Source organism: Herbidospora solisilvae, assembly GCF_009901565.1.
Classification (GTDB): Bacteria; Actinomycetota; Actinomycetes; order Streptosporangiales; family Streptosporangiaceae; genus Herbidospora; species Herbidospora solisilvae.
The window spans coordinates 73,425-93,129 of the sequence record NZ_WXEW01000008.1; the positions used below are offsets into that span (position 1 = coordinate 73,425).

The window sequence follows — 19,705 nt, forward strand, 5'->3', positions numbered from 1 at the left end:
ATGGTTGACCTTCCCACTCCGACGTTCGGGCCCGCCGCCAGGCTGGCCCCGAAGCCGATGAAGTTCGTGCTGAACTGGGGCCGCCGCTACTCCCTGTGGGTCTTCAACTTCGGCCTGGCCTGTTGCGCGATCGAGTTCATCGCCACGTCCATGAGCCGCCACGACTTCATCCGGTTCGGGGTCATCCCGTTCGCCAACGGCCCTCGCCAGGCCGACCTGATGATCGTCTCGGGCACGGTCACCGACAAGATGGCCCCGGCCGTCCTGCGCCTCTACGAGCAGATGCCCGACCCGAAGTACGTCATCTCGTTCGGGGCCTGCTCCAACACCGGCGGCCCCTACTGGGACTCCTACTGCGTCACCAAGGGCGTCGACCAGATCATCCCGGTCGACGTCTACGTGCCCGGCTGCCCGCCCCGCCCCGAGGCGCTGCTCCACGGGATCATGAAGCTCCAGGAGAAGATCGCGGGGGAGTCGCTGGCATGATCCTCGACGAGTTCGGCTCCCGTGTGGTGCTCTCCGAGTCGTTCGGCGAGACCACCGCCGACGTCGGCCCCGCCGACTGGATCGAGGTGCTCGCCTTCTGCCGCGACCGGGGCTACTCCTTCTTCGACTGGCTCACCGCCGTGGACGACCCGCCCGAGGGCTTCGCCGTCGTCGCCCACCTCGCCGACCAGGAGAAACACCTTCGCCTGCTGGTACGCACCCACGTGACGCGGGCCGACCCGGTGCTGCCGTCTGCGGTGGGGGTGTTCCGGGGGGCCGACTGGCACGAGCGCGAGACCTTCGAGATGTTCGGCGTGGTCTTCGACGGCCACCCCGACCTCAAGCCGCTGCTGCTGCCCGACGGCTTCGAGGGACACCCGCTGCGCAAGGACTTCGTGCTGGCCGCCCGGGTGGCCAAGACCTGGCCCGGTGCGAAGGAACCGGGCGAGTCGAGCGCGCCGTCGAGACGGAAGATGTTGCCGCCCGGCGTGCCGACCGACTGGGGGCGCGATGCCTGAGCTGCTGGAAGTCGCGATCAGGGTGGTCGTGATCGTCGGGGCGTTCCTGCTGCTGCCGTTGATCGTCGGCCAGATGGAACACAAGGTCATGGCCCACATGCAGTCGCGCCTCGGCCCCATGTACGCCGGCGGCTTCCACGGCTGGGCCCAGCTCATCGCCGACGGCGTCAAGTTCATGCAGAAGGAGGACGTCATCCCGGCGGCGGCCGACCGGGCCGTCTTCAAGCTGGCCCCCGCGGTCGCGCTGGTGCCCTACCTGGTCGTGCTCGTCGTGATCCCGGTGGGACCCGGGCTGCTCGGGGTCGACCTCGACGCCGGGATCTTCTTCGTGCTGGCCGTGATGGGCGTCGGCGTGCTCGGGTCGATCATGGCCGGGTGGTCGTCCGGCAACAAGTACTCGGTGCTGGGCGGGATGCGGTCGGCGGCGCAGCTCATGTCGTACGAGCTGCCGCTGGTCCTGGCCGCCTCCAGCGTGGCCATGGCGGCCGGGACCCTGTCGCTCCAGGGCATCGTCGAGGCCTGGCAGCCCTGGTGGCTGGCCTGGCAGGCGATCGGCGCGGTGGTGTTCTTCGTCGCCGGGCTGGCCGAGCTCCGCCGTCCGCCGTTCGACATGCCGATCGCCGAGTCGGAGATCATCATGGGCCCGATGACCGAATACACCGGCATCCGGTTCGCCCTGTTCATGCTGACCGAGTACGCCGGGATCGTGGTCCTGTCGGCGCTCACCACGGTCCTCTACCTGGGCGGCTGGCAGGGCCCGCTGCTGCCCGGCCCGGTCTGGACCCTCATCAAGATCTTCGCCCTGGCGTTCGTGGTCATCTGGGTCCGGGTCAGTTTCCCCCGGATGCGCGAAGACCAGCTCCAGCGGCTCGCCTGGGTCGGCCTGGTGCCGCTGGCGCTGGTGCAGCTCGCGCTGACCGGCGTGGTGAAGGTCCTCTAGTGCACGATCCGCAACATGATGTCCGAGGCGGTCGGCCGGTTCGCCGGGTTCTTGTCCAGGCACGACGCCGCCAGGGCCCGTAACGAGACCGGCAGCTCGCTCAGGTCGGGCTGGTGGTTGATGATCCGGTTGAGGATCGCCGGGATGGTGTCCTGCCCGAACGCGTTCTTGCCCGACGCCGCGAACACCATCGTGGCCGCCCACGCGAAGATGTCGGTCTCCGGCCCGACCGGCCGGCCGCCGACCTGCTCGGGCGACATGTAGGCGGGGGTGCCCATGACCTGGCTCGCGGTCGCGTTGACCTGGTCGAGCGCCTTGGCGATGCCGAAGTCGATCACGCGCGGGCCGTCGGAGCCGATCAGCACGTTGCTCGGCTTGAAGTCGCGGTGCACGATGCCCGCCTTGTGGATGGCGGCCAGCGCGCCGGCCGTGGCGAGGGCGAGCCGGGTCAGGCCGTCTTCGGTGCGCGGCCCCTTCTCCTTGACGAGCTGCTCCAGCGACACCCCGTCGACGTACTCGGACACGACGTAGGCCAGGTCGTCGGTGATGTTCACGTCGAGCACCCGGGCCGTGGAGAACGGCGCCACCCGGCGGGCCGCGTCGACCTCGCGGAGGAAGCGTGCCTGGGCGTCCTTGTCCTTGGCGATGTGGGCGTGCAGCACTTTGATGGCGACCTTCTGCCCGCGCTGGTCCACCCCCAGGTAGACGGCGCCCTGCCCGCCCTGGCCGAGATCCCCGATCACCCGGTAGGGGCCCAGCCACTGCGGCCCCTGGGTCCGCGGCTGCACCCCCATCGTCGAGGGGTGAGTGGGCTGCGTGAACGGCCGGGGCGGCGGCTGGACATAGGTCGTTCGCGGGGGCTGCTGCTGCGGGTAGGCCGGTGGCGGGGGCATGGGCATCGGCCGCGGCGGCTGGTACTGCGGCTGATGCTGGACGGGCTGCTGCTGGACGGGCTGCCAGGCGTGCCCCGGCTGGAAGACCCCGGTCCGGATGATCAGGGTGTGCGCGAGCCCGCCGATCCAGTTCACGAACAGGCCGATCGTCGTCGTCGTCTCGAGCCACATCGGCCACAGGTCGGTGTTCTCGTAGGCGGCGATGGCGATCACGAAGACGACGAAGTTCAGGGCGTAGACCCCGGTGGCGACGATCAGCCAGGGGCTGCGCTTCTTCGCGGCGGCGTATCCGACGACGAACGGCGTGCCGAACCCGCAGGTGAAGAGCGGAACCAGCGCCCACAACCAGGACACCGCCACGTTCGAGGCGGGCTTCTGCGGTTGCTGCGGCGGTTGCCAGTACGGATGCACAGCGCGAACAATACGTACTTCCGACGCCAAGCGCCGCTATTACGGGAGATAGACGCCGTATTCGGAGAGCTCGTCCCGGCTGGCGACCGGCAGGTCGAGCAGGTCCGACAGGTCCTCCGCCGAGGTGAAGGTGACCGTCCGGCTGCGTGCCTCCAGCACCCGTTCGACCAGGTCGGGCGTCATCCCGGGAACGGTCCGGAGCACGATCGCGGGCGCGTGGTTCATGTCGACCAGCCCGCCGTCGTCGAAGCGCCGCCCCAGATCGGGCCGGCCGACCCCCAGCCGCCGCGCCCGGCCCGGGTTGCGGGTGGCGAGCGCGCGGGCCTCCTTCCGCAGCAGGCGCGCCCGCTCGAACGGGCAGGCCGGGCCGAACACCTTCTTCCTGACCGCGAAGGCGTGGAGCGTTCCGCCGAGCCACGACACGAACAGGCCCAGCACCATCACCGCGGCCCAGATCCCGGAAGGGGTTCCCGTCACGTTGCCGATCAGGAGCCAGGCGGCCATCGAGAGGGCGTACAGGACCCCCGAGAGCGCCAGCCACCGGCTCCGCCGCCAGAATGACGCCCACAGGAAGGTGAACGGCGTCGCGAAACCAATGGTGACCAGGGGCGCCACCGCCCAGAGCAAGCCGCGAGCCGCCGACCGCGGCACCTGGTCCATATGCGAAGGATACGGACTTTCTGTCTCGACCTGGAGAAAACCGATAGGGCCGGGTCGTCACATTCACGAGTAGCCTGTTCTGGGGGATGATGTTGGATCGTGGCGCGCATACCAGGAACGGGCCTGGCCAAGGGCTTGGCCGTAACGCTGCGACACATGCTCAGTCGCTCGGTGACGCAGCAGTATCCGGAGGTCAAGCCTGACCTGCCGCCCCGATCGCGCGGCGTGATCGCGCTGGTCGAGGAGAACTGCACGTCATGCATGCTCTGCGCACGCGAGTGCCCCGACTGGTGCATCTACATCGACTCCCACAAGGAGACCCTGCCCGCGCCCGAGGGCGGCCGTCCCCGGCAACGCAACGTGCTCGACCGCTTCGCGATCGACTTCTCGTTGTGCATGTACTGCGGGATCTGCATCGAGGTGTGCCCGTTCGACGCGCTCTTCTGGGCCCCCGAGTTCGAATACGCCGAAGGCGACATCCGCAACCTCCTCCATGAGAAGGACCGCCTGGGCGAATGGGTCTCCAGCGTCCCGGCGCCCCCTCGCCACGAGGCCAACGCCGAACCTCCGAAGGAGGTCACCGCGAGCAAGCGCCCGGCGAGAGGTCCGGGCGGAGCCGGGGCGGCGAAGCCGGCTCCGGACGACGCCGCCGAGGCCAAGCCGCGCCCGGCACGCGACGTCCGCGCGATCCGCCCGCCGGGCCGCCTCCCCGACCAGGGCGCCGGAGAGGAGCCACGCCCGGCGCGCGACGTGCGCTCGATCCGCCCGCCGGGCCGGTTGCCTGACCGGACGCCCGGTGAAGAGACCTCACCTCCGGGTGGAGAGGACGCACCTGCCATGCCGGAGGCGTCGCAGGAGCCTCCGGCCGGGCCGCCGAGATCCCGGGCACCGCGTGATGTGCGCTCGATCCGGCCGCCGGGACGGCTGCCCGACCGGCCCAACGGGGAGGGGTCGTGAGTGCCGTCGACTTCTGGCCGCCGTCCACCCTTGAGATCGTCTTCCTGCTGCTCGGGCTGGTCGCCGTCGGGTCGGCGCTGCTGGTGGTGACCACCAGGCAACTGGTGCACGCCGCGTTGTGGCTGGTGCTCTGCTTCGGCGCCCTCGCCGGGTGTTATCTCGTGCTGACCGCCGAGTTCGTCGCCTGGGTCCAGGTGCTCATCTACGTCGGCGCGGTCGTGGTCCTGCTGCTGTTCGGGATCATGCTGACCCGCGCGCCCATCGGCAGGAGCGACGACCTCGACTCCGGCAACCGGGTGGTCGCCGCCGTCGTCGCCCTCGCCACCGCCGGGGTGCTGGTCTCCGTCGTGGTGGGCGGTTTCCAGCACGCCTACGCGGACCTGCGGCCGGGCTCCGGGTCGGCCGAGGAACTGGGCGGGAGCATCTTCCGGAACTGGGTGCTGCCGTTCGAGGCGCTCTCGGTGCTGCTGCTGGCCGCGCTGATCGGCGCGATCGTGTTGTCGCGCACCGACATCAGCGGGCGGCGCTGATGCACGTCGTCTATCCCGCCGTCGTGGCCGCGCTGCTCTTCTCCATCGGCGTGTACGGCGTCCTCGCCCGGCGTAACACCATCCTCGTGCTGATGTCGGTCGAGCTGATGCTCAACGCGGTCAACCTGAACCTGGTCGCCTTCGACGTGTGGCTCCGCGACGTGCTCCACTCCGGTCAGGTGCTGACCCTGTTCGTGATCGTCATCGCCGCCGCCGAGGTCGGGATCGGGCTGGCGATCGTGCTGGCCGTCTTCCGCACCCGCAAGGCCATCGAGCTCGACCGGCTGCGCGAACTGGGGGAGCCGTGATCGTCTCCCTCGTGGTGGTGCTGCCGTTCGCGGGGGCCGTGCTGGGCCTGCTGCTGTCCCGTTACCCCCACGGCCGCGGCCCTGCGGAGAACCTGGCCGCCAACAAACGCGCGGCCTGGTTCGGGGTGCTGCCGACGGCCCTGTCGACGGCCCTGATCGGCTGGCTGGCCTGGGAGAACACGCCCTCGACGAACGTGCTGACCGTGATCGACACCGGCGGGATCGCGATCACCGTCGGGCTGGAGGCCGCCGAACTGTCGGTGCTCACGGCGATGCTCGTCGGCGTGGTGGCGCTGGCGGTGCAGGTCTACTCGGTCGGATACATGCGGGGCGAGTCCCGCTATCCCTCCTTCAGCGCCTTCATCAGCCTGTTCACCAGCGCGATGCTCCTGGTCGTGTTCGCGGCCGACCTCCTGGTGCTCTACGTCGGCTGGGAGATCATGGGCCTGTGCTCCTACCTCCTGGTGGGCCACTGGTGGGAGGAGCGGGCCAACTCCCGGGCCGCGATCAAGGCGTTCCTGGTGACCCGCCTGGGCGACGTCGGCTTCCTGTTCGGCATCTTCGTCCTGGGCTTCGCGGCCGGCTCCTTCCGCATCTCCGACGTCATGGCCGCCGACATCCCCGAGCCGACGCTGGTCCTGGCGACGCTGCTGCTGCTCGCGGGGGTGGCCGGCAAGAGCGCCCAGGTCCCGCTGCACACCTGGCTGCCCGACGCGATGGCCGGCCCGACCCCGATCAGCGCCCTGATCCACGCCGCGACGATGGTGGCGGCGGGCATCTTCGTGGTGGCCCGCCTCTACGTGCTGTTCCCGCAGCCGACTCTTGACGTGCTCGGCGTCGCCGCCGCGATCGGCATGCTCGGCGCGGCCCTGGCCGCCTTCGCGCAGACCGACCTGAAACGGGTGCTGGCCTACTCGACGATCAGCCAGCTCGCCTACATGGCCGCCGCCCTCGCCGGCGGCGCCCGGGACGCGGCCGTCTTCCACCTGGTCACCCACGGCGCCTTCAAGGCCCTGCTGTTCCTCTGCGCCGGGGCGGTCATCCACCACGTGGGCTCCAATCTGCTCGGCCACATGGGCGGCCTGCGCCGGCCGATGCCCGTGACGTTCTGGACCATGACCGTCGGCTACGCCGCCCTGATCGGCCTGCCCCCGGCCAGCGGCTTCTTCAGCAAAGACGCGATCCTCTACGGGCTGGAGCGTTCGTCCAGCCCCATCCAGCTCCTCCTCTACGGTTCGGCACTGCTGACCGTCGGCGTGACCGGCGCCTACGCGACCCGGGCGTGGCTGATGACCTTCTTCGGCACCGGCAAGGTCCAGGCCCTCCCCGAACCCGCCCCCGGCACCGCCCACGTCTTCGACGGCCGGGAGGCCCCGGCGTCGATGTTGTGGCCGATCGGCGTCCTGGCGATTCCGGCCCTGCTCCTCGGCTTCACCGACACCGGCGAGTTCCACCTCGCCCCCGCGGTGACCGCGCTGGTCGTGGCGCTGCTGGGAGCGGCCTTCGTCTACGTGATCTGGCGCGGCGCACCGGAACGCGACCCGGCCCGGCTGCTGGGGGTCTTCCACGGTCCGTGCGAGCAGGCCTTCTACGTCGACCGGCTGTACGCGGCGGTGTTCGTCCGCCCGGTGCTCGCGCTGGCGCGGGGGGTGGTGCGGGCCGACGACCACGTGGTCGACGGCGCGGTGCGGGGGACCGGGCGGGCCACGGTCGGCTTGTCGGGGCTCACCCGCCACCTCCAGAACGGCAACGCCCAGCTCTACGTGACGGGCCTGCTGGCCGGGGTGCTGCTGATCGCGGTCGGGGCGGTGGTGCTGGGATGAGCCGGACGGTGGCCGCCCTCGTGACGGTGTCCGGGTCGCCTGCGGCCATGAGTGTTCTGCTGGTCGCGCTGCTGCTCCTTCCGCTGCTGGGGGCCGTCGCGCTCCTCGTCCCCGGGCCGCTCGGCACGTTGGCCGTGCGGTTCGGGCTGGCGGTCTCGGGGATGGTCTTCGCGGTCGCCGTCGCGGTGGCGTCGCTGTTCGACTACTCGGCCGCCGGGCGGATGCAGGGGACCGTCGACCTCCCGTGGATCCCCTGGCTCGGGGTGCGGTTCCACCTCGGGATCGACGGGATCTCGTTGCCGCTCGTCGTGCTGACCGCGCTGCTGACCCTCCTGTGCCTGGTCTACCTGGCCGGACACCGGCCGCCGCGGGCCAGGGAACTCGTCTTCGCGCTGCTGGTGCTCGAACTCGGCATGATCGGCACCTTCCTGTCGCTCGACCTGCTGCTGTTCTTCGTGTTCTTCGAGGTCGTGCTGATCCCCATGTACTTCGTCATCGCCGTCTGGGGCGGCGAGGGGCGGCGGCGGGCGGCGTACAAGTTCATCCTCTACACGCTGCTCGGGTCGGCGGTGCTGCTGGTCGGGCTGCTCTACGTCTGGGCGCAGACCGGCACCCTCGACATGGTCCGGCTGGCGGCCGACCATCCGATGGGGCGCACGGCGCAGATCCTCGCGTTCGTGGCCATCGGGGTCGGGCTGGCCGTCAAGACGCCGATGTGGCCGCTGCACACCTGGTTGCCCGACGCCCACACCGAGGCACCGACCGTGGGGTCGGTGCTGCTCGCCGGGGTGCTGCTCAAGATGGGCACCTACGGGTTCGCGCGGGTGGCCATCCCGATCCTGCCCGAGGGGGCCGCGGCCGTCGCGCCGTGGCTGGGGGCGCTGGCCGTCGTCGGCATCGTCTACGGCGCGCTGGCCTGCCTGGCGCAGCGCGACCTGAAGCGGCTGATCGCCTATTCGTCCGTGGGCCACATGGGGTTCGTGCTGCTCGGCTTCGCGACGCTCACGCCGGTCGGCATCAACGCCGCCCTCTACGGCAACATCGCCCACGGCCTGATCACCGGGCTGCTGTTCTTCCTGGTCGGAGCTCTCAAGGAGCGCTACGGCACGTCCGACCTCGACGAGCTCGGGCCGGGCCTGCTCGGGCGGCTGCCCTACGTCGCGTCGCTGCTGACCTTCGCCTCCGTCGCGTCGCTCGGGCTGCCGGGGCTGGCGGGGTTCTGGGGCGAGATGCTCGCCCTTCAGGGCGCCTACGAACCGGCCGCCGGGTTGCCCCGCGAGCTGTTCCTCACGTTCATGGTGATCGGCGGGCTCGGGGCGGTGCTGACGGCGGCCTACTTCCTGGTCATGTTGTCGCGGCTCACCCACGGGCCGTGGGGCGGGCCTGGGCCGACCCTCCACGACGCCACCCGGATCGAGCTCGCCGCCTGGGTGCCGCTGGTCGTGCTCATCCTGGTGTTCGGGGTGTGGCCGTCGGCGCTGCTCGGGTTGACCACACCCGCCGTGCAGGCGCTTCTGGGGGTGCCGTGATCCAGTCGATCGACTACTGGGCGATCGCCGCGCCTCTGATCCTGGCGCTGGCCGCCGGGCTCGTCCTGCTGCTCGACGCCTTCCTGCCCGCCCGGCCCGGCGTCCGGACCGCTCTCGGCTGCGTCACCCTGGCGGCGCTGGTGGCGGCGTTCGCCGTGGTGGTGGCCCAGCGGGGCGTCCGGGAGACGTTCTGCGTGCCGTCCGTCGGCTGCTCCTACGTCGTCGACGCGACCACGGTCGTGTTCGCCGGGCTGGCCCTCGGGGCCGGGGCCGTCGTGGTGCTGCTGTCGATGGGACAACTCGCCGAGGGCGACATCCCGGTCGGGGAGTGGTACTTCCTGCTGCTCGCGGCCCTGGCCGGAGCGGTCACCCTGCCCGCGTCCCGCGACCTGATCATGCTGGTCGTGGCGCTCGAACTGGTCTCGCTGCCGGTCTTCGCGCTGACCGCGCTGCGCCGCTACGACGGTCGCGGGGCCGAGGCGGCGCTCAAGCTGTTCGTGGTCTCGGTGGTCTCCACGGCCGTGATGTTGTTCGGGGTCAGCCTCCTCTACGGCATCACCGGCGCGGTCCATCTCGACGCGATCGCGGCGGCGCTGGCGCAGCCCGAACGCCCGGGAGCCGGGCCGGTCGTGGCGGTCGGGGCCGTCATGGTCGTCGCCGGGTTCGGGTTCAAGATCGCCGCGGTGCCGTTCCACTTCTGGGCCGCCGACGTCTACCAGGGCGCGCCGATCCCGGTCGCCGCCCTGCTGTCGGTCGTGTCGAAGGCGGCCGGGTTCGCCGGGCTCATCCTCGTCCTCACCCAGGCCCTGCCGGGTGAGGCGGCCACCTGGACGCCGATCGTGGCGGTGCTGGCCGCGCTGACCATGACCGTCGGCAACGTGCTGGCGCTCCGGCAGACCCACCCCGTCAGGCTGCTGGCCTGGTCGTCGGTGGCCCAGTCGGGCTACGTCCTGGCCCCGATCGCGACCACCGACGCCCAGGCGGCCACCGCCTACCTGGTCTTCTACGCCGCCATGAACCTGACCGCGTTCGCCGTGGTCATGGCCGTGCCCCACGACACGCTCGACGGCTACCGGGGCCTGGTCTCCGGCCGTCCGGTCGCCGGGCTGGCCCTGGCGTTCGCGCTGATCTGCCTGGCCGGGCTGCCTCCCGGCCTGGCCGGGTTGTTCGCCAAGGTCGTCGTGTTCCGCGAGGTCGTCGCGGGCGGGCTCGGCTGGCTCGCGGTCGTGATGGCCGTCAACACGGTGATCGGCCTCTACTACTACATCGCCTGGACGGCCCGCCTGTTCACGCCCGCCGACGCCACCCGGCCCGCGGCGTCCAGGCCGGCCTGGATCGCGGTCGGGGTGGCCACGGCGGTGGCGGTCGGCTTCTCGGTCGCCCCCCAGCTCGTGCTCGCCACGCTGGGCTGACGTTCGGGACGGGAACGCCCAAACGTCCACCCGCGTTGGAGGGGGGGAGCGTGCGGAGGTGGACGATGCGGAGAAACGGGACGCGTACGGCGGGGGTGCTGGGCGTGTCCGCCGTGCTGATCGTCGTCGTCGCGGGGCTGCTCGGGGGAGTCACCGGCCTGGTGGCCGGGGTGCCGCTGGCCGCGGTCACCGTGTGGGTGGCCTATTTCTTCTCCGACCGGTTCGCCCTCGCGGCGCTCCGCGCCCGGCCCGTCGGCGAGGTCGAGCACGCCGCCCTCTACGAGATCGTGCGGGACCTCTGCACGCAGGCCCGCCGCCCCATGCCCCGCCTCTACGTCTCCCCGCTGGCCCAGACCAACGCCTACGCCACCGGCCGCACACCCCGCAAGTCCGCCGTCATCGTCACGCAGGGGTTGCTGACGCTGCTCGACGAGCGGGAGCTGCGCGGGGTGATCGGGCACGAACTGGCCCACGTCCACAACCATGACACCCTGCTCGCCTCGGTGGCCGGGGCGCTGGCGACCATGTTCACCACGTCGGGCTACCTCGGCCCGGTCTTCGGGGTCCGCCGCGCCGACGACGAGAAGCCGGCCCCGCTGACCCGGTTCGTCGCCGCCCTGCTCGCGCCGATCGCGACCGGGCTGGTCAGGCTCGCGCTGCCGCCCGACCGCGAGTTCGCCGCCGACGAGGCCTCGGCGCGGATGACGGGCGACCCGCTCGCGCTCGCCTCCGCGCTGCGGCGCATCGACGCCAGCAACCGGGCCCGGCCGCTGCCGCGCAACGGCCGGATCGCCAGCGCCAGCCACATGTTCTTCGCGGGACCGTTCGCGACCCGGCCGACCACCGCCGAGCGGGTCGCCAACCTGGAGCGGCTGCGCTAGCTGCGCCGGTTCGCCGGGTCGGTCTCCCCGGGGTGCAGCCCGAACAGCCCGTCGATGCTCTCTCTCAGGGCGCTCGACCGCTGGGTCTGGCGCTTCTTCGAGCTGTCGAGCTCGTGGTGGTCGTCGAGGAGGGTGCGGTCGTGCTCGAAGGCCATGAACGGCACCGCGTAGCCGCAGGAGTCGGCGATGCGGTCGCAGCTCACCACGATCACCGACCGGACGGCCGGGTGGGGCCCGAAGTTCTTCAGCAGCGCCTCGAAGCGGCTGTCGGCCGGGGTGACGACCTCGCCGGTGCCGTACAGGCGGACGATCTTCGGCGGCCCGGAGAACGAGGCGAACATGATGGTGATGCGGCCGTTGTCGCGCAGGTGGGAGATGGTCTCGACGCCGCTGCCGTCGAGGTCGAGGTAGGCGACGGTGGTTTCGTCGAGGACGGCGAAGGTGTCGGGGTAGCCCTTGGGAGACACGTTGACATGCCCGCCGGACTCGGGGGCGGTGGCGACGAAGTAGACCGGCTGGGAGGTCACGAAGTCTCGCAGCCGGCCGTCGATCACGTCATATTGTTTGCCCATGACCGGACGATAACTCCGATCATTCGCCCGGCAGCCACCATATCCACAGGTTGGACCGCAGGCTCCAGGTGTCGACCTTCTTCATCTCGCCGGTGTCGACGTCGATCGTCCGCAACCCGCCGCCGATGACGTCGCCGCTCGGACTGTTCCGGTACGTCCACAGCAGCAGCCGGTCGGAGGTCTGCCAGACCAGCTTGTTGGCCCGCTCCCCCTTCGGCATCGTCAGCTTCACCGGCGGCCCGACCGAGTCGGACGACAGGTCGTAGACCCGCAACGCGGCCTGCCGGCCCTCGATGAACACCGCGATCGACCGCCCGTCGTCGGCCAGGGCCAGCGGATAGTTGTCGTCGACGACCTGCGGCACCTCCTGGCTGTTCACCTCGCCGTCGGCGTCGTAGGAGGAGAAGATCGTGGTGTTCTGGTCGGAGGTCCCGGTCACCATCACCTTCGACCCGTCACCGCTGAACCCCTGAAGGGCCGCGTCGGCGGGCAGCGTGTAGTAGCTCCCCGACGCCACGTCGACCACCTTCGTCGGCAGCGTCCCCTGGACGTAGTCGATCGCGATCTGCTTCCCGTCGTACGACAACAACGTGTCGACGTCGTTGATCAGCAGCCCCTTCGGCGGCTTCGCCGCCGCCCCCCGCAGCGGATGGACCTTGCCGGTGACGAGATCACGCACCACCAGCTTCTTCGTCGTGGCCGTGAAATAGGCGATCCGCCTGCCGTCGCCGCTCACCGCCGGCTGCAGCGAACTCTCCCGGTCGACGCCCCCCGACGCCGTGACCTGGTGCACCTGCGCGTCCGGCAGCGGCGTGGTGCTGCCGTCCCGGCGGTAGACCATCCACTGCCCGCAGGGCACCGTGTAGCCGGCCTTGGGACACGCCTTCAGCCAGACGTACCGCGCGGGCGAGGAGGCGGCTCCCGTCGACGCCTCCGCGACCACCGCCGGCGACACGACCGCGAGCGCCGTCAACACGGCGGCCGCGTATGCACGCTTCTGCATGTGCGTTCCTTTCGTCACCGGAGTAGATGCCGGAACCGGCGCGGAAGTTGGCAGCGAATCGGTAACCGGCATGGGGAGGGGCAGGTTGTGGTGGAATCTGGCGAATGGAGCGTGCGCGCCAGTTATTGGGCGATGTTCTGATCGGCATCACACTGGTGATCGTGGCGGGCGGGGCCTATCTCGGCAGCCACTATGCGATCACCGATGATGTGGTGTCCTATTCCGGTACGTACGGGCCTTTGCAGGGCGTCGAGATGTCCGCGGCCTACGAGTCGGTTCTTACGGCGAACTTCGAGGTGCCCGGCGGCCTGCTGGTGCGTCAGGTCCACGACCAGTACGGGACGGTGCTGCTGGTCGGGCTGGTGATCTGGGCGGTGATCGGGCGTTTCAGCTACGCCCTTCCGGCTTTTGGGCTGGCGCTGGTCGCGTCGTTCTCGGGCATGCAGCTGGGGGAGGGCAACGGCCCTGTTCCGCTCTGGTTCGCGGGCCACATCGCAGCTACTCTCGCCATGGCCACGATCATGGTCGTGTCGTCATGGCGAGAGGCCAAGGAGAAGACCCATTTCGATCGGGTATGTGGGCGGGGTTCTCGGCCTGCTGGTGGCCGCGGGCCTTTTCTGACGATGACGCGATTACGACAGGCCGTGGGCGGCCTTCTGATTCTGCTTACTCTCCTGGCGGCGGTTGCCGGCGAGTCGTATGTCATGCCGTTCGGCGGGGAAGTGGTGGTCAACGGGTCGTATGCGCCGTTGCAGGGTGTTTCCCAGACGACCGACCATGGGGGGCCGGTTCTGAACATCGGGGCGTTGGGCCTCGACCGGGGCGGGCTCTTCTTCTACGGGCTGATCCTCTGGACTGCGCTGGGGCGGTATCTGCACGGGGCTGCGGCGTTCTGCCTCGGCGTGCTGGCGACCGTCACCGCCGTTCTGCTCCACGTGAGCTGGGTCTGGTACGGCGTCCACCTGCTGGCGACGGCGGGAATGGGGGCGGTGCTGGCGGACGCGGCCAGACGTGAGTGGCTGACCCGGGAAAAGCACTCAGGGCACATGGCCGCTTCGGGAGCGGCGGCCGTGTGCCCTGAATGTGCCCTCTGACCTTCGGCGGGACGCGAAGGCGCAGGTGTCAGCGGTAGTTCTTGAACTGCAGCGCGATGTCCAAGTCTTTGCCCTTCAGCAGGGTGATGACCTCCTGCAGGTCGTCCTTCTTCTTGGAGCTCACCCGCAGCTCCTCGCCCTGGATCTGGGCCTTCACGCCCTTGGGCCCCTCGTCGCGGATCATCTTGGAGATCTTCTTGGCGTTCTCCTGGTCGATGCCCTCCTTGAGGGCGACCATCAGCCGATATTCCTTGCCGGAAAGCTTCGGCTCACCCGCGTCGAGGACCTTCAGGGACAGCCCGCGCTTGATCAGCTTCTCGCGGAACACGTCGAGGACGGCGTTGGCCCGCTCCTCGCTGTTCGCCTTGATCTCGATGTCCTTCTGGCCAGACCAGGAGATGTCCGCGCCCGTGCCCTTGAAGTCGAAGCGGTGCCCGACCTCTTTGACCGTCTGGTTCAGCGCGTTGTCGACCTCCTGGCGGTCGATCTCAGAGACAACGTCGAAACTGCTATCGGCCATCGGTGTCCGTGTCCTCTCTACGTTCCTACCGACCTTAGCCGCCTCATGACCACTCGCGGCGCCACCTCGATCCCCAGCTCGCGTTCATGTGCTACGAGCGCTTCGAGTTCGGGCCCCCACTCGGCGGAGTCGAGGACGTGGAAGCCGCGCCTGGCGTACCAGGGGGCGTTCCACGGCACGTCCCGGAACGTCGTCAGGGTGACGTCGCCCAGGGCGCAGACGGCCTCCAGGAGCGCCGTCCCCAGGCCTTTTCCCTCGTGTACGGGATGCACCGCCAACTGGTCGAGATGCACGTTGCCGTCGACCTCGCCCACGAGGGCGAAGCCCACCGGGGGCCGGCCGGTCACGTAGACACGCCCGGGGTCGGAGACTTCTTCGATCATGGTGGTGCCGGGCGGGAAGACGATGCCCAGCGGGGCGAACCGCGCGTCGGCGGCCAGCTCGATGGCGGCCAGGCCGGGCAGTTCGGCGGGGGCGGGGTGTCGGATCACGCCGACCATCCTGGGTGATGGACGTCTGGGACAAACCGATGTCACGTGTACGGCGCGAGTCCGCTATTCTCTTACCTGTCGCCGCCGAGAGGCGGATGACACGGCAGGTTGCCCGAGTGGCCAAAGGGAGCGGACTGTAAATCCGTCGGCTAAGCCTACCCAGGTTCGAACCCTGGACCTGCCACCAGCAGGAAAACGGCCCCTGACCATCAGGTCAGGGGCCGTTTTCGTGTCTTATGAGAACCACGCCTGCACGGCGACGCCGGTCAGGTCGGCGGGCCCGGCGATCACCTGTGCCACGACCGTGGCCGTGCGGCCGTCGGCGAGGGCAATCTCCTCCACCGCTTCCCGGCCCTGCGCCACCAGCCTCACGGCGGCGTCCTCCAAAGCGAGCCGATCACGTTGGCACAGGTCAGGGGGCATGGTGGCCGGAACGACGGTCGCGGCTCCCGAGTTGAGGAACCTTCGGAACAAGGCCTGCTCGCGGCTGGTGCTCAAGTCGAGCAGGCTCTGCTCGACTTCGTGAGCCGACCGCCGGATCATGGCCCTCACCTGCGCGTCCATCTGTTCACTCAGAGAGGCGAGGCACACGACTCCTTCTACGCACCCGGTGAGAGGGTTGAGCACGGGGCTGCCCACGGCGGCGAACTTCTGCAGTTCTGCCCACAGGTGCTCGCTGCCCGTCACCTGGTAGGTCCGCCGCTCCAGTAGCGCGGTGCCCACGGCGTTGGTGCCGATGTCCGACTCGGCGTAGCTGAAACCGGGGATGACGCCGAGGGCGTCGGCCGCCGACCGTATCGAGGTGTTGCCCAGCACGCGCCGGGCCAGCACTCCGGACGCGTCGCTCAGGAACACGCCGGACGGGGTTCCGGCGATGTCGGTCTGCAGCCGGTCGAGGATGGGCTGGGCCGCGCGTACCAGGATGCTGTCGAAATCCATGTCGTCGAGCAGGCGAGCTTTGAAGGCGCCAGGGTTCAGCCCGGCGTCCTGACAACGCCGCCACGAATTCAGGATCGGTTCGCGTACCGCCTGCTCCGCGGAAAGTGCGCTCAAAATCAACTCCATGATCTCGTTAGTGAGCCATGCGGCAACATTCCACGGTAAAAGGGGATAACCCGATCGGATGCATCTGCCGAGTAAACGTTCTTACGCGGCGGGCAAAGAATGACCGGTCGCGGCCGGGAGGCGAAGGACGAAGCGGGCCCCGTTCGGGGTCGCGTCCTCGACGTGGAGGGTGCCGTGATGGGCCCGGGCGATGTCGCGGGCGATGGCCAGGCCGAGGCCGGTGCCGCCGAGGTCGCGGCTGCGGGCGCTGTCCAACCGGGTGAAGGGCTGGAAGATGTGCTCGCGTTCGGCCGGGCGGACCCCCGGGCCGTCGTCGGTGACGCTGAGCTCCGCGATGTCGCCGGTGCGGCGTACTCCTACCGTGACGTCGTGGGCGGCGTGCCGCTGCGCGTTGTTCAGCAGGTTGTTCAGCACCCGGCATATCTGGATGGGGACGGCCTCGGCCAGCACCCCGGGGGCCAGGTCGAGCCGTGCCGGGTGAGGATCGCCGATCCGGTGCGCCGTTTCGGCTTCGACGAGTTCGGCCAGGTCCACGGGCTCCAGGGCGGTGGGCGGCGTGGACTCGCTGCGGGCCAGCGACAGCAGGTCGGTGAGGATGGCCTGTAGCCGGTCCACATCGGTCAGCGCGTGGCGGAGCAGGTCGGCGAGGTCGGTCTCGCCGGGGTGGAGTTGGGCCTCCTCCAGCTGCACCCGCAGTCCGGCCAGCGGGGTGCGCAGTTCGTGGGAGGCGTCGGCGGTGAAGCGCCGCTGGTGGTCGAGGGAGTGCCGCAGTGACGTGGTGGCGTCCTCCAGCTTCGCGGTGATCATGCGTTCATGGGTGTAGCGGCGGGCGTTGTCGACGCACACCGCCGCGCGGTTGACCAGTTCCTCGGCCAGGTCGAGGTCGTCCTCCTCGAAGGCGTTCCTGGTCTTGGAGCGGTAGAAGCTCACCACCCCGAGGGTGCTGCCGCGGGCCCGCATCGGCACCGCGACGAGGCAGTGGATGCCGTGCTCGCAGACCTTCCGGCAGCGTTCGGGGTCCTGTGCGATCCAGCCGATGTCGCTGGACAACACCGGTTCCAGTACGGGCTGCCCGCTGGCCGCGCTACGCGCCTGCGGCGTGATGGGAAGCAGCTGGATCAGCGCACCGACCGGATGGAGACCCGAATCCTCCCGGACGCCCAAGAGGGCGACCCGGCGCAGTCCCTCGTCGAAGGACGAGGGCTCCTGACCTCGCAACACGCTGTCGCACAGGTCGACGCCGACGTAGTCGGCGAATCGTGGGACGGCGACCTCGGCCAGTTCCTGGGCGGTCCGGGTCACGTCCAGTGAACTGCCGATGCGGGAACCGGCGGCGCACAGGAGGTTCAGCCGTTCGCGGGCCTGCAGGGCCAGCCGGCCGATTCCCGGCTCGCTCACCGCGAGCAGCCATCTGCCGGTCACGGGAGCCGGCGTGGCGGTCGGGTGATCGTCTCCGTCGTATTTGAAACTCGTCACCAGCGCGATCTCCGTCCTTTGGGCGCGCGTCGGCCGCCTCGACGGTCTCCGGAAAAGAAATTCGCAGAATCAAATATACCAGCCACTTCTTTTCCTTTTCTTTTATATCTACTCAACCTTTGGCAAATCGATGTTTCGGGTCCGCGTGGTGGGTGCCGTCGCCGCCGGGCTTCTACGCTCGGCCCGCCGAGCCCCGGCCATGTGTCACCTGATGTACTTGTGCATCGCTTGATGACCGCAGGCTTGAGAGGCGAGGAACCCCGTGAAGCTCATCCACTCCGGGAAGGTCCGGGACGTCTACGAGGACGACGGCGACATCATCCTGGTCGCGTCTGACCGGGTCTCCGTCTATGACGTCATCCTGCCGACGCCGATCCCCGACAAGGGCAAGGTCCTGACGCAGTTGTCGTTGTGGTGGTTCGAGCAGCTCACGGACATCGTGCCCAACCACGTCATCTCCGCCACCGACGTCCCGGCCGAGTTCGAAGGCCGGGCCGTGCGGTGCAAGGCGCTGAAGATGGTCCAGGTCGAGTGCATCGCGCGGGGTTATCTGGCCGGTCTGGGCCTCAAGGAGTACGAGCGCGACCAGGCCGTCTCCGGCATCGCCCTCCCCGAAGGCCTGCTCGAAGGCTCCCGCCTGCCCGAGCCGATCTTCACGCCCACGACGAAGGCCCCGCTCGGGGAGCACGACGAGTTCATCACCTTCGCCGACGTCATGAACCAGGAGGGCGCGGACGTCGCCGAGAGCCTCAAGAGGATCACTCTGGACGTCTACAAGAGGGGCGCCGAGATCGCCCGCGAGCGTGGCGTGGTCATCGCCGACACGAAGCTCGAGTTCGGCTGGGACGCCGACGGCGTGCTCACCCTCGGCGACGAGGTGCTGACCTCCGACTCCTCGCGTTTCTGGCCGCTGGACGAATGGCAGCCGGGCCGCCCGCAGTTCGCGTTCGACAAGCAGTTCGTCCGCGACTGGGCCGCCGGCACGGGCTGGGACAAGAAGGCCCCGGCGCCGGAGGTGCCGCAGGACGTCGTCGACGTGACCCGGGCGCGCTACATCGAGGCGTACGAGCGGATCACCGGCCGCAGCTGGTAGGCCTCACTCGCTCTCGACCAGCTGAGCCGGTACGGGCGCCCCCAGGAAGTCGAGGAGCGCGGCGACCTTGCGGTCCAGTTCGATCCCGACCTCGGTGATGGCGGGGTTGCCGAAGGCGGCGAACTGCCGGCTGGGCTGGTCGATGGCGAAGCGGGCGGCGCCCGCCTGATCCTCGTAGATGGTCGTGCGGAGCGGCGCGTACTCCATCACGGCCGGGTCGTGATGGAACATGCGCTGGGCGATGGTGTGGTTGCCCATCAGATACTGCACGCTCCGCCACGTGTCGCCCGAGAGGCCCATGATCTCGGAGTTGTCCAGCGACCAGAAGATGACGAAGCCGTGCGGGGCGTTGCGGTCGGCGGCCCCCAGGACGGTCGCCCAGTCGGCCGACTCCTGGATCAGCCGGTCGAACACCACGCGGTCGAGGGCCGGGACGGCCTCCTCGTAGCGCCGCCGGAACTCCTCGAACGGGACGCCGGTGTCGACGGTCAGCCGGTGGGCCTCGTACACGACGTCGAACACACGATCCTGCTGAACGGTCATGGTCTTACCCCCTTTGAGGGGAACACCGGGTCGCGTGCGGGCAGTCCCGAACCGGTCAGGATCGGAGAAGCGGGATCATCGCGGCCGTCGATAGCGTGAGCTGCGTAAACATCCCCTGCTTCAAGGAACCGACCATGACCACCCAGGGCATCAAGACCGTTCTCCACCCCGTCACCGACCTCGCCGCCGCCAAGGCCGTCTACACCGCCCTCCTCGGCGCCGAGCCGACGACCGACTCGCCCTACTACGTCGGTTACGAGAGCGAGGGCCAGCAGATCGGCCTCGTCCCCAACAGCGACATGACCTCGCCGCTCGCCCACTGGCACGTTGCGGACATCGAGGCCAAGATCGCCGAGGTCACGGCCGCCGGTGCCACCGTCAAGTCCTCTCCCAAGGACGTCGGCGGCGGCCGGCTCGTCGCCACCGTCGTCGACCCCGACGGCAACGTGCTCGGCCTGATCCAGGACCGGTGAGAAAACGTCGGTCGCGGCACGTACCCT

The 19,705-nt window shown here is 69.6% G+C and carries 22 protein-coding genes and 1 tRNA gene; 14 read left to right on the forward strand and 9 right to left on the reverse strand.

Translation table 11 applies throughout. The features are described 5' to 3' along the window. The 3 genes from GT755_RS26175 to nuoH are packed head-to-tail and all read left to right on the forward strand — an operon-like array spanning position 1 to position 1,944. The gene (locus tag GT755_RS26175) at positions 1–486 is read left to right on the forward strand and encodes an NADH-quinone oxidoreductase subunit B (protein WP_030457030.1); all 486 of its coding nucleotides are present in this window, start codon (positions 1–3) and stop codon (positions 484–486) included. Next, entirely contained in the window at positions 483–1,004 is a 522-nt protein-coding gene (locus tag GT755_RS26180; RefSeq protein WP_161482288.1) for an NADH-quinone oxidoreductase subunit C, read from the forward strand. The genes GT755_RS26175 and GT755_RS26180 overlap by 4 nt, the downstream gene beginning before the upstream one ends. Further along, positions 997–1,944: an NADH-quinone oxidoreductase subunit NuoH gene (nuoH, locus tag GT755_RS26185; RefSeq protein WP_161482289.1), complete on the forward strand. Its 948-nt coding sequence runs from the start codon at positions 997–999 to the stop codon at positions 1,942–1,944. The genes GT755_RS26180 and nuoH overlap by 8 nt, the downstream gene beginning before the upstream one ends. On the opposite strand, the gene GT755_RS41305 is transcribed toward nuoH, so the two are convergent. Both GT755_RS41305 and GT755_RS26195 read right to left on the reverse strand, forming a co-directional pair. Further along, positions 1,941–3,248: a serine/threonine-protein kinase gene (locus tag GT755_RS41305; protein ID WP_161482290.1), complete on the reverse strand. Its 1,308-nt coding sequence runs from the start codon at positions 3,246–3,248 to the stop codon at positions 1,941–1,943. The two genes, nuoH and GT755_RS41305, sit on opposite strands and share 4 nt — an antisense overlap. Before the next feature lie 39 nt (positions 3,249–3,287). After that, complete coding sequence (locus GT755_RS26195) at positions 3,288–3,908, reverse strand: general secretion pathway protein GspK (protein WP_161482291.1); 621 nt, start codon at positions 3,906–3,908, stop codon at positions 3,288–3,290. A gap of 156 nt (positions 3,909–4,064) precedes the next feature. On the opposite strand from GT755_RS26195, the gene GT755_RS26200 reads away from it, so the two are divergent. The 7 genes from GT755_RS26200 (at position 4,065) to GT755_RS26230 (ending at position 11,348) form a co-directional block, all read left to right on the forward strand. Then, positions 4,065–4,865: a 4Fe-4S binding protein gene (locus GT755_RS26200; RefSeq protein ID WP_202610549.1), complete on the forward strand. Its 801-nt coding sequence runs from the start codon at positions 4,065–4,067 to the stop codon at positions 4,863–4,865. Next, positions 4,862–5,395 (forward strand): NADH-quinone oxidoreductase subunit J family protein, encoded by a 534-nt coding sequence (locus GT755_RS26205; protein WP_161482293.1) that lies wholly within the window; start codon positions 4,862–4,864, stop codon positions 5,393–5,395. Before GT755_RS26200 ends, GT755_RS26205 begins: the two co-directional genes overlap by 4 nt. Further along, a complete protein-coding gene (gene nuoK, locus GT755_RS26210; RefSeq protein WP_137248640.1) occupies positions 5,395–5,703 on the forward strand; it encodes an NADH-quinone oxidoreductase subunit NuoK in 309 nt (102 codons plus the stop codon). Before GT755_RS26205 ends, nuoK begins: the two co-directional genes overlap by 1 nt. After that, positions 5,700–7,526 carry an NADH-quinone oxidoreductase subunit 5 family protein gene (locus GT755_RS26215; RefSeq protein ID WP_328794506.1) on the forward strand — a complete coding sequence of 609 codons (1,827 nt, stop codon included), beginning with the start codon at positions 5,700–5,702 and terminating at the stop codon, positions 7,524–7,526. Before nuoK ends, GT755_RS26215 begins: the two co-directional genes overlap by 4 nt. Before the next feature lie 47 nt (positions 7,527–7,573). Then, positions 7,574–9,055 carry a complex I subunit 4 family protein gene (locus GT755_RS26220; RefSeq protein ID WP_161482294.1) on the forward strand — a complete coding sequence of 494 codons (1,482 nt, stop codon included), beginning with the start codon at positions 7,574–7,576 and terminating at the stop codon, positions 9,053–9,055. Beyond that, complete coding sequence (locus tag GT755_RS26225; RefSeq protein ID WP_161482295.1) at positions 9,052–10,467, forward strand: NADH-quinone oxidoreductase subunit N; 1,416 nt, start codon at positions 9,052–9,054, stop codon at positions 10,465–10,467. The genes GT755_RS26220 and GT755_RS26225 overlap by 4 nt, the downstream gene beginning before the upstream one ends. Positions 10,468–10,532: 65 nt before the next feature. Continuing rightward, positions 10,533–11,348 carry a M48 family metalloprotease gene (locus GT755_RS26230; RefSeq protein ID WP_161482296.1) on the forward strand — a complete coding sequence of 272 codons (816 nt, stop codon included), beginning with the start codon at positions 10,533–10,535 and terminating at the stop codon, positions 11,346–11,348. On the opposite strand, the gene GT755_RS26235 is transcribed toward GT755_RS26230, so the two are convergent. Next, a complete protein-coding gene (locus tag GT755_RS26235; RefSeq protein WP_161482297.1) occupies positions 11,345–11,920 on the reverse strand; it encodes a pyridoxamine 5'-phosphate oxidase family protein in 576 nt (191 codons plus the stop codon). The genes GT755_RS26230 and GT755_RS26235 overlap by 4 nt on opposite strands. A 19-nt stretch (positions 11,921–11,939) precedes the next feature. Continuing rightward, positions 11,940–12,923, reverse strand: coding sequence for a TolB-like translocation protein (locus GT755_RS26240; RefSeq protein WP_161482298.1), 984 nt, complete (start codon positions 12,921–12,923; stop codon positions 11,940–11,942). Positions 12,924–13,027: 104 nt separating this feature from the next. On the opposite strand from GT755_RS26240, the gene GT755_RS26245 reads away from it, so the two are divergent. Beyond that, entirely contained in the window at positions 13,028–14,017 is a 990-nt protein-coding gene (locus tag GT755_RS26245; protein ID WP_161482299.1) for a hypothetical protein, read from the forward strand. A gap of 28 nt (positions 14,018–14,045) precedes the next feature. On the opposite strand, the gene GT755_RS26250 is transcribed toward GT755_RS26245, so the two are convergent. Together GT755_RS26250 and GT755_RS26255 are read right to left on the reverse strand one after the other, a co-directional pair. Beyond that, positions 14,046–14,537 (reverse strand): YajQ family cyclic di-GMP-binding protein, encoded by a 492-nt coding sequence (locus tag GT755_RS26250; protein ID WP_030457017.1) that lies wholly within the window; start codon positions 14,535–14,537, stop codon positions 14,046–14,048. Positions 14,538–14,554: 17 nt separating this feature from the next. After that, complete coding sequence (locus GT755_RS26255; protein ID WP_328794507.1) at positions 14,555–15,028, reverse strand: GNAT family N-acetyltransferase; 474 nt, start codon at positions 15,026–15,028, stop codon at positions 14,555–14,557. Between the two features lie 102 nt (positions 15,029–15,130). Between GT755_RS26255 and GT755_RS26260 the strand changes: the two genes are divergently transcribed. Then, positions 15,131–15,215: transfer RNA gene (locus GT755_RS26260), tRNA-Tyr, on the forward strand. A 47-nt stretch (positions 15,216–15,262) separates the two neighbouring features. Here GT755_RS26260 and GT755_RS26265 read toward each other — a convergent pair. Continuing rightward, complete coding sequence (locus GT755_RS26265) at positions 15,263–16,081, reverse strand: GAF domain-containing protein (RefSeq protein WP_161482301.1); 819 nt, start codon at positions 16,079–16,081, stop codon at positions 15,263–15,265. A gap of 93 nt (positions 16,082–16,174) precedes the next feature. After that, positions 16,175–17,569, reverse strand: a complete 1,395-nt coding sequence (locus GT755_RS38715; RefSeq protein WP_202610550.1) for an ATP-binding protein — start codon at positions 17,567–17,569, stop codon at positions 16,175–16,177. A 262-nt stretch (positions 17,570–17,831) separates the two neighbouring features. On the opposite strand from GT755_RS38715, the gene GT755_RS26280 reads away from it, so the two are divergent. Further along, the gene (locus GT755_RS26280) at positions 17,832–18,662 is read left to right on the forward strand and encodes a phosphoribosylaminoimidazolesuccinocarboxamide synthase (RefSeq protein ID WP_161482302.1); all 831 of its coding nucleotides are present in this window, start codon (positions 17,832–17,834) and stop codon (positions 18,660–18,662) included. A 3-nt stretch (positions 18,663–18,665) separates the two neighbouring features. Here GT755_RS26280 and GT755_RS26285 read toward each other — a convergent pair whose 3' ends face one another. Continuing rightward, positions 18,666–19,205: a DUF302 domain-containing protein gene (locus tag GT755_RS26285; protein WP_161482303.1), complete on the reverse strand. Its 540-nt coding sequence runs from the start codon at positions 19,203–19,205 to the stop codon at positions 18,666–18,668. Between the two features lie 134 nt (positions 19,206–19,339). Between GT755_RS26285 and GT755_RS26290 the strand changes: the two genes are divergently transcribed. Continuing rightward, positions 19,340–19,678 (forward strand): VOC family protein, encoded by a 339-nt coding sequence (locus GT755_RS26290; protein WP_161482304.1) that lies wholly within the window; start codon positions 19,340–19,342, stop codon positions 19,676–19,678. Positions 19,679–19,705 lie beyond the last annotated feature (27 nt).

Bases quoted from the DNA above. Each gene is read 5' to 3' on its own strand.
- GT755_RS26175 (WP_030457030.1), top strand. From the start codon at position 1: ATGGTTGACCTTCCCACTCCGACGTTCGGGCCCGCCGCCAGGCTGGCC.
- GT755_RS26180 (WP_161482288.1), top strand. From the start codon at position 483: ATGATCCTCGACGAGTTCGGCTCCCGTGTGGTGCTCTCCGAGTCGTTC.
- nuoH (WP_161482289.1), top strand. From the start codon at position 997: ATGCCTGAGCTGCTGGAAGTCGCGATCAGGGTGGTCGTGATCGTCGGG.
- GT755_RS26195 (WP_161482291.1), bottom strand. From the start codon at position 3,908: ATGGACCAGGTGCCGCGGTCGGCGGCTCGCGGCTTGCTCTGGGCGGTG.
- GT755_RS26200 (WP_202610549.1), top strand. From the start codon at position 4,065: ATGCTCAGTCGCTCGGTGACGCAGCAGTATCCGGAGGTCAAGCCTGAC.
- nuoK (WP_137248640.1), top strand. From the start codon at position 5,395: ATGCACGTCGTCTATCCCGCCGTCGTGGCCGCGCTGCTCTTCTCCATC.
- GT755_RS26220 (WP_161482294.1), top strand. From the start codon at position 7,574: ATGAGTGTTCTGCTGGTCGCGCTGCTGCTCCTTCCGCTGCTGGGGGCC.
- GT755_RS26230 (WP_161482296.1), top strand. From the start codon at position 10,533: ATGCGGAGAAACGGGACGCGTACGGCGGGGGTGCTGGGCGTGTCCGCC.
- GT755_RS26235 (WP_161482297.1), bottom strand. From the start codon at position 11,920: ATGGGCAAACAATATGACGTGATCGACGGCCGGCTGCGAGACTTCGTG.
- GT755_RS26240 (WP_161482298.1), bottom strand. From the start codon at position 12,923: ATGCAGAAGCGTGCATACGCGGCCGCCGTGTTGACGGCGCTCGCGGTC.
- GT755_RS26245 (WP_161482299.1), top strand. From the start codon at position 13,028: ATGGAGCGTGCGCGCCAGTTATTGGGCGATGTTCTGATCGGCATCACA.
- GT755_RS26250 (WP_030457017.1), bottom strand. From the start codon at position 14,537: ATGGCCGATAGCAGTTTCGACGTTGTCTCTGAGATCGACCGCCAGGAG.
- GT755_RS26285 (WP_161482303.1), bottom strand. From the start codon at position 19,205: ATGACCGTTCAGCAGGATCGTGTGTTCGACGTCGTGTACGAGGCCCAC.
- GT755_RS26290 (WP_161482304.1), top strand. From the start codon at position 19,340: ATGACCACCCAGGGCATCAAGACCGTTCTCCACCCCGTCACCGACCTC.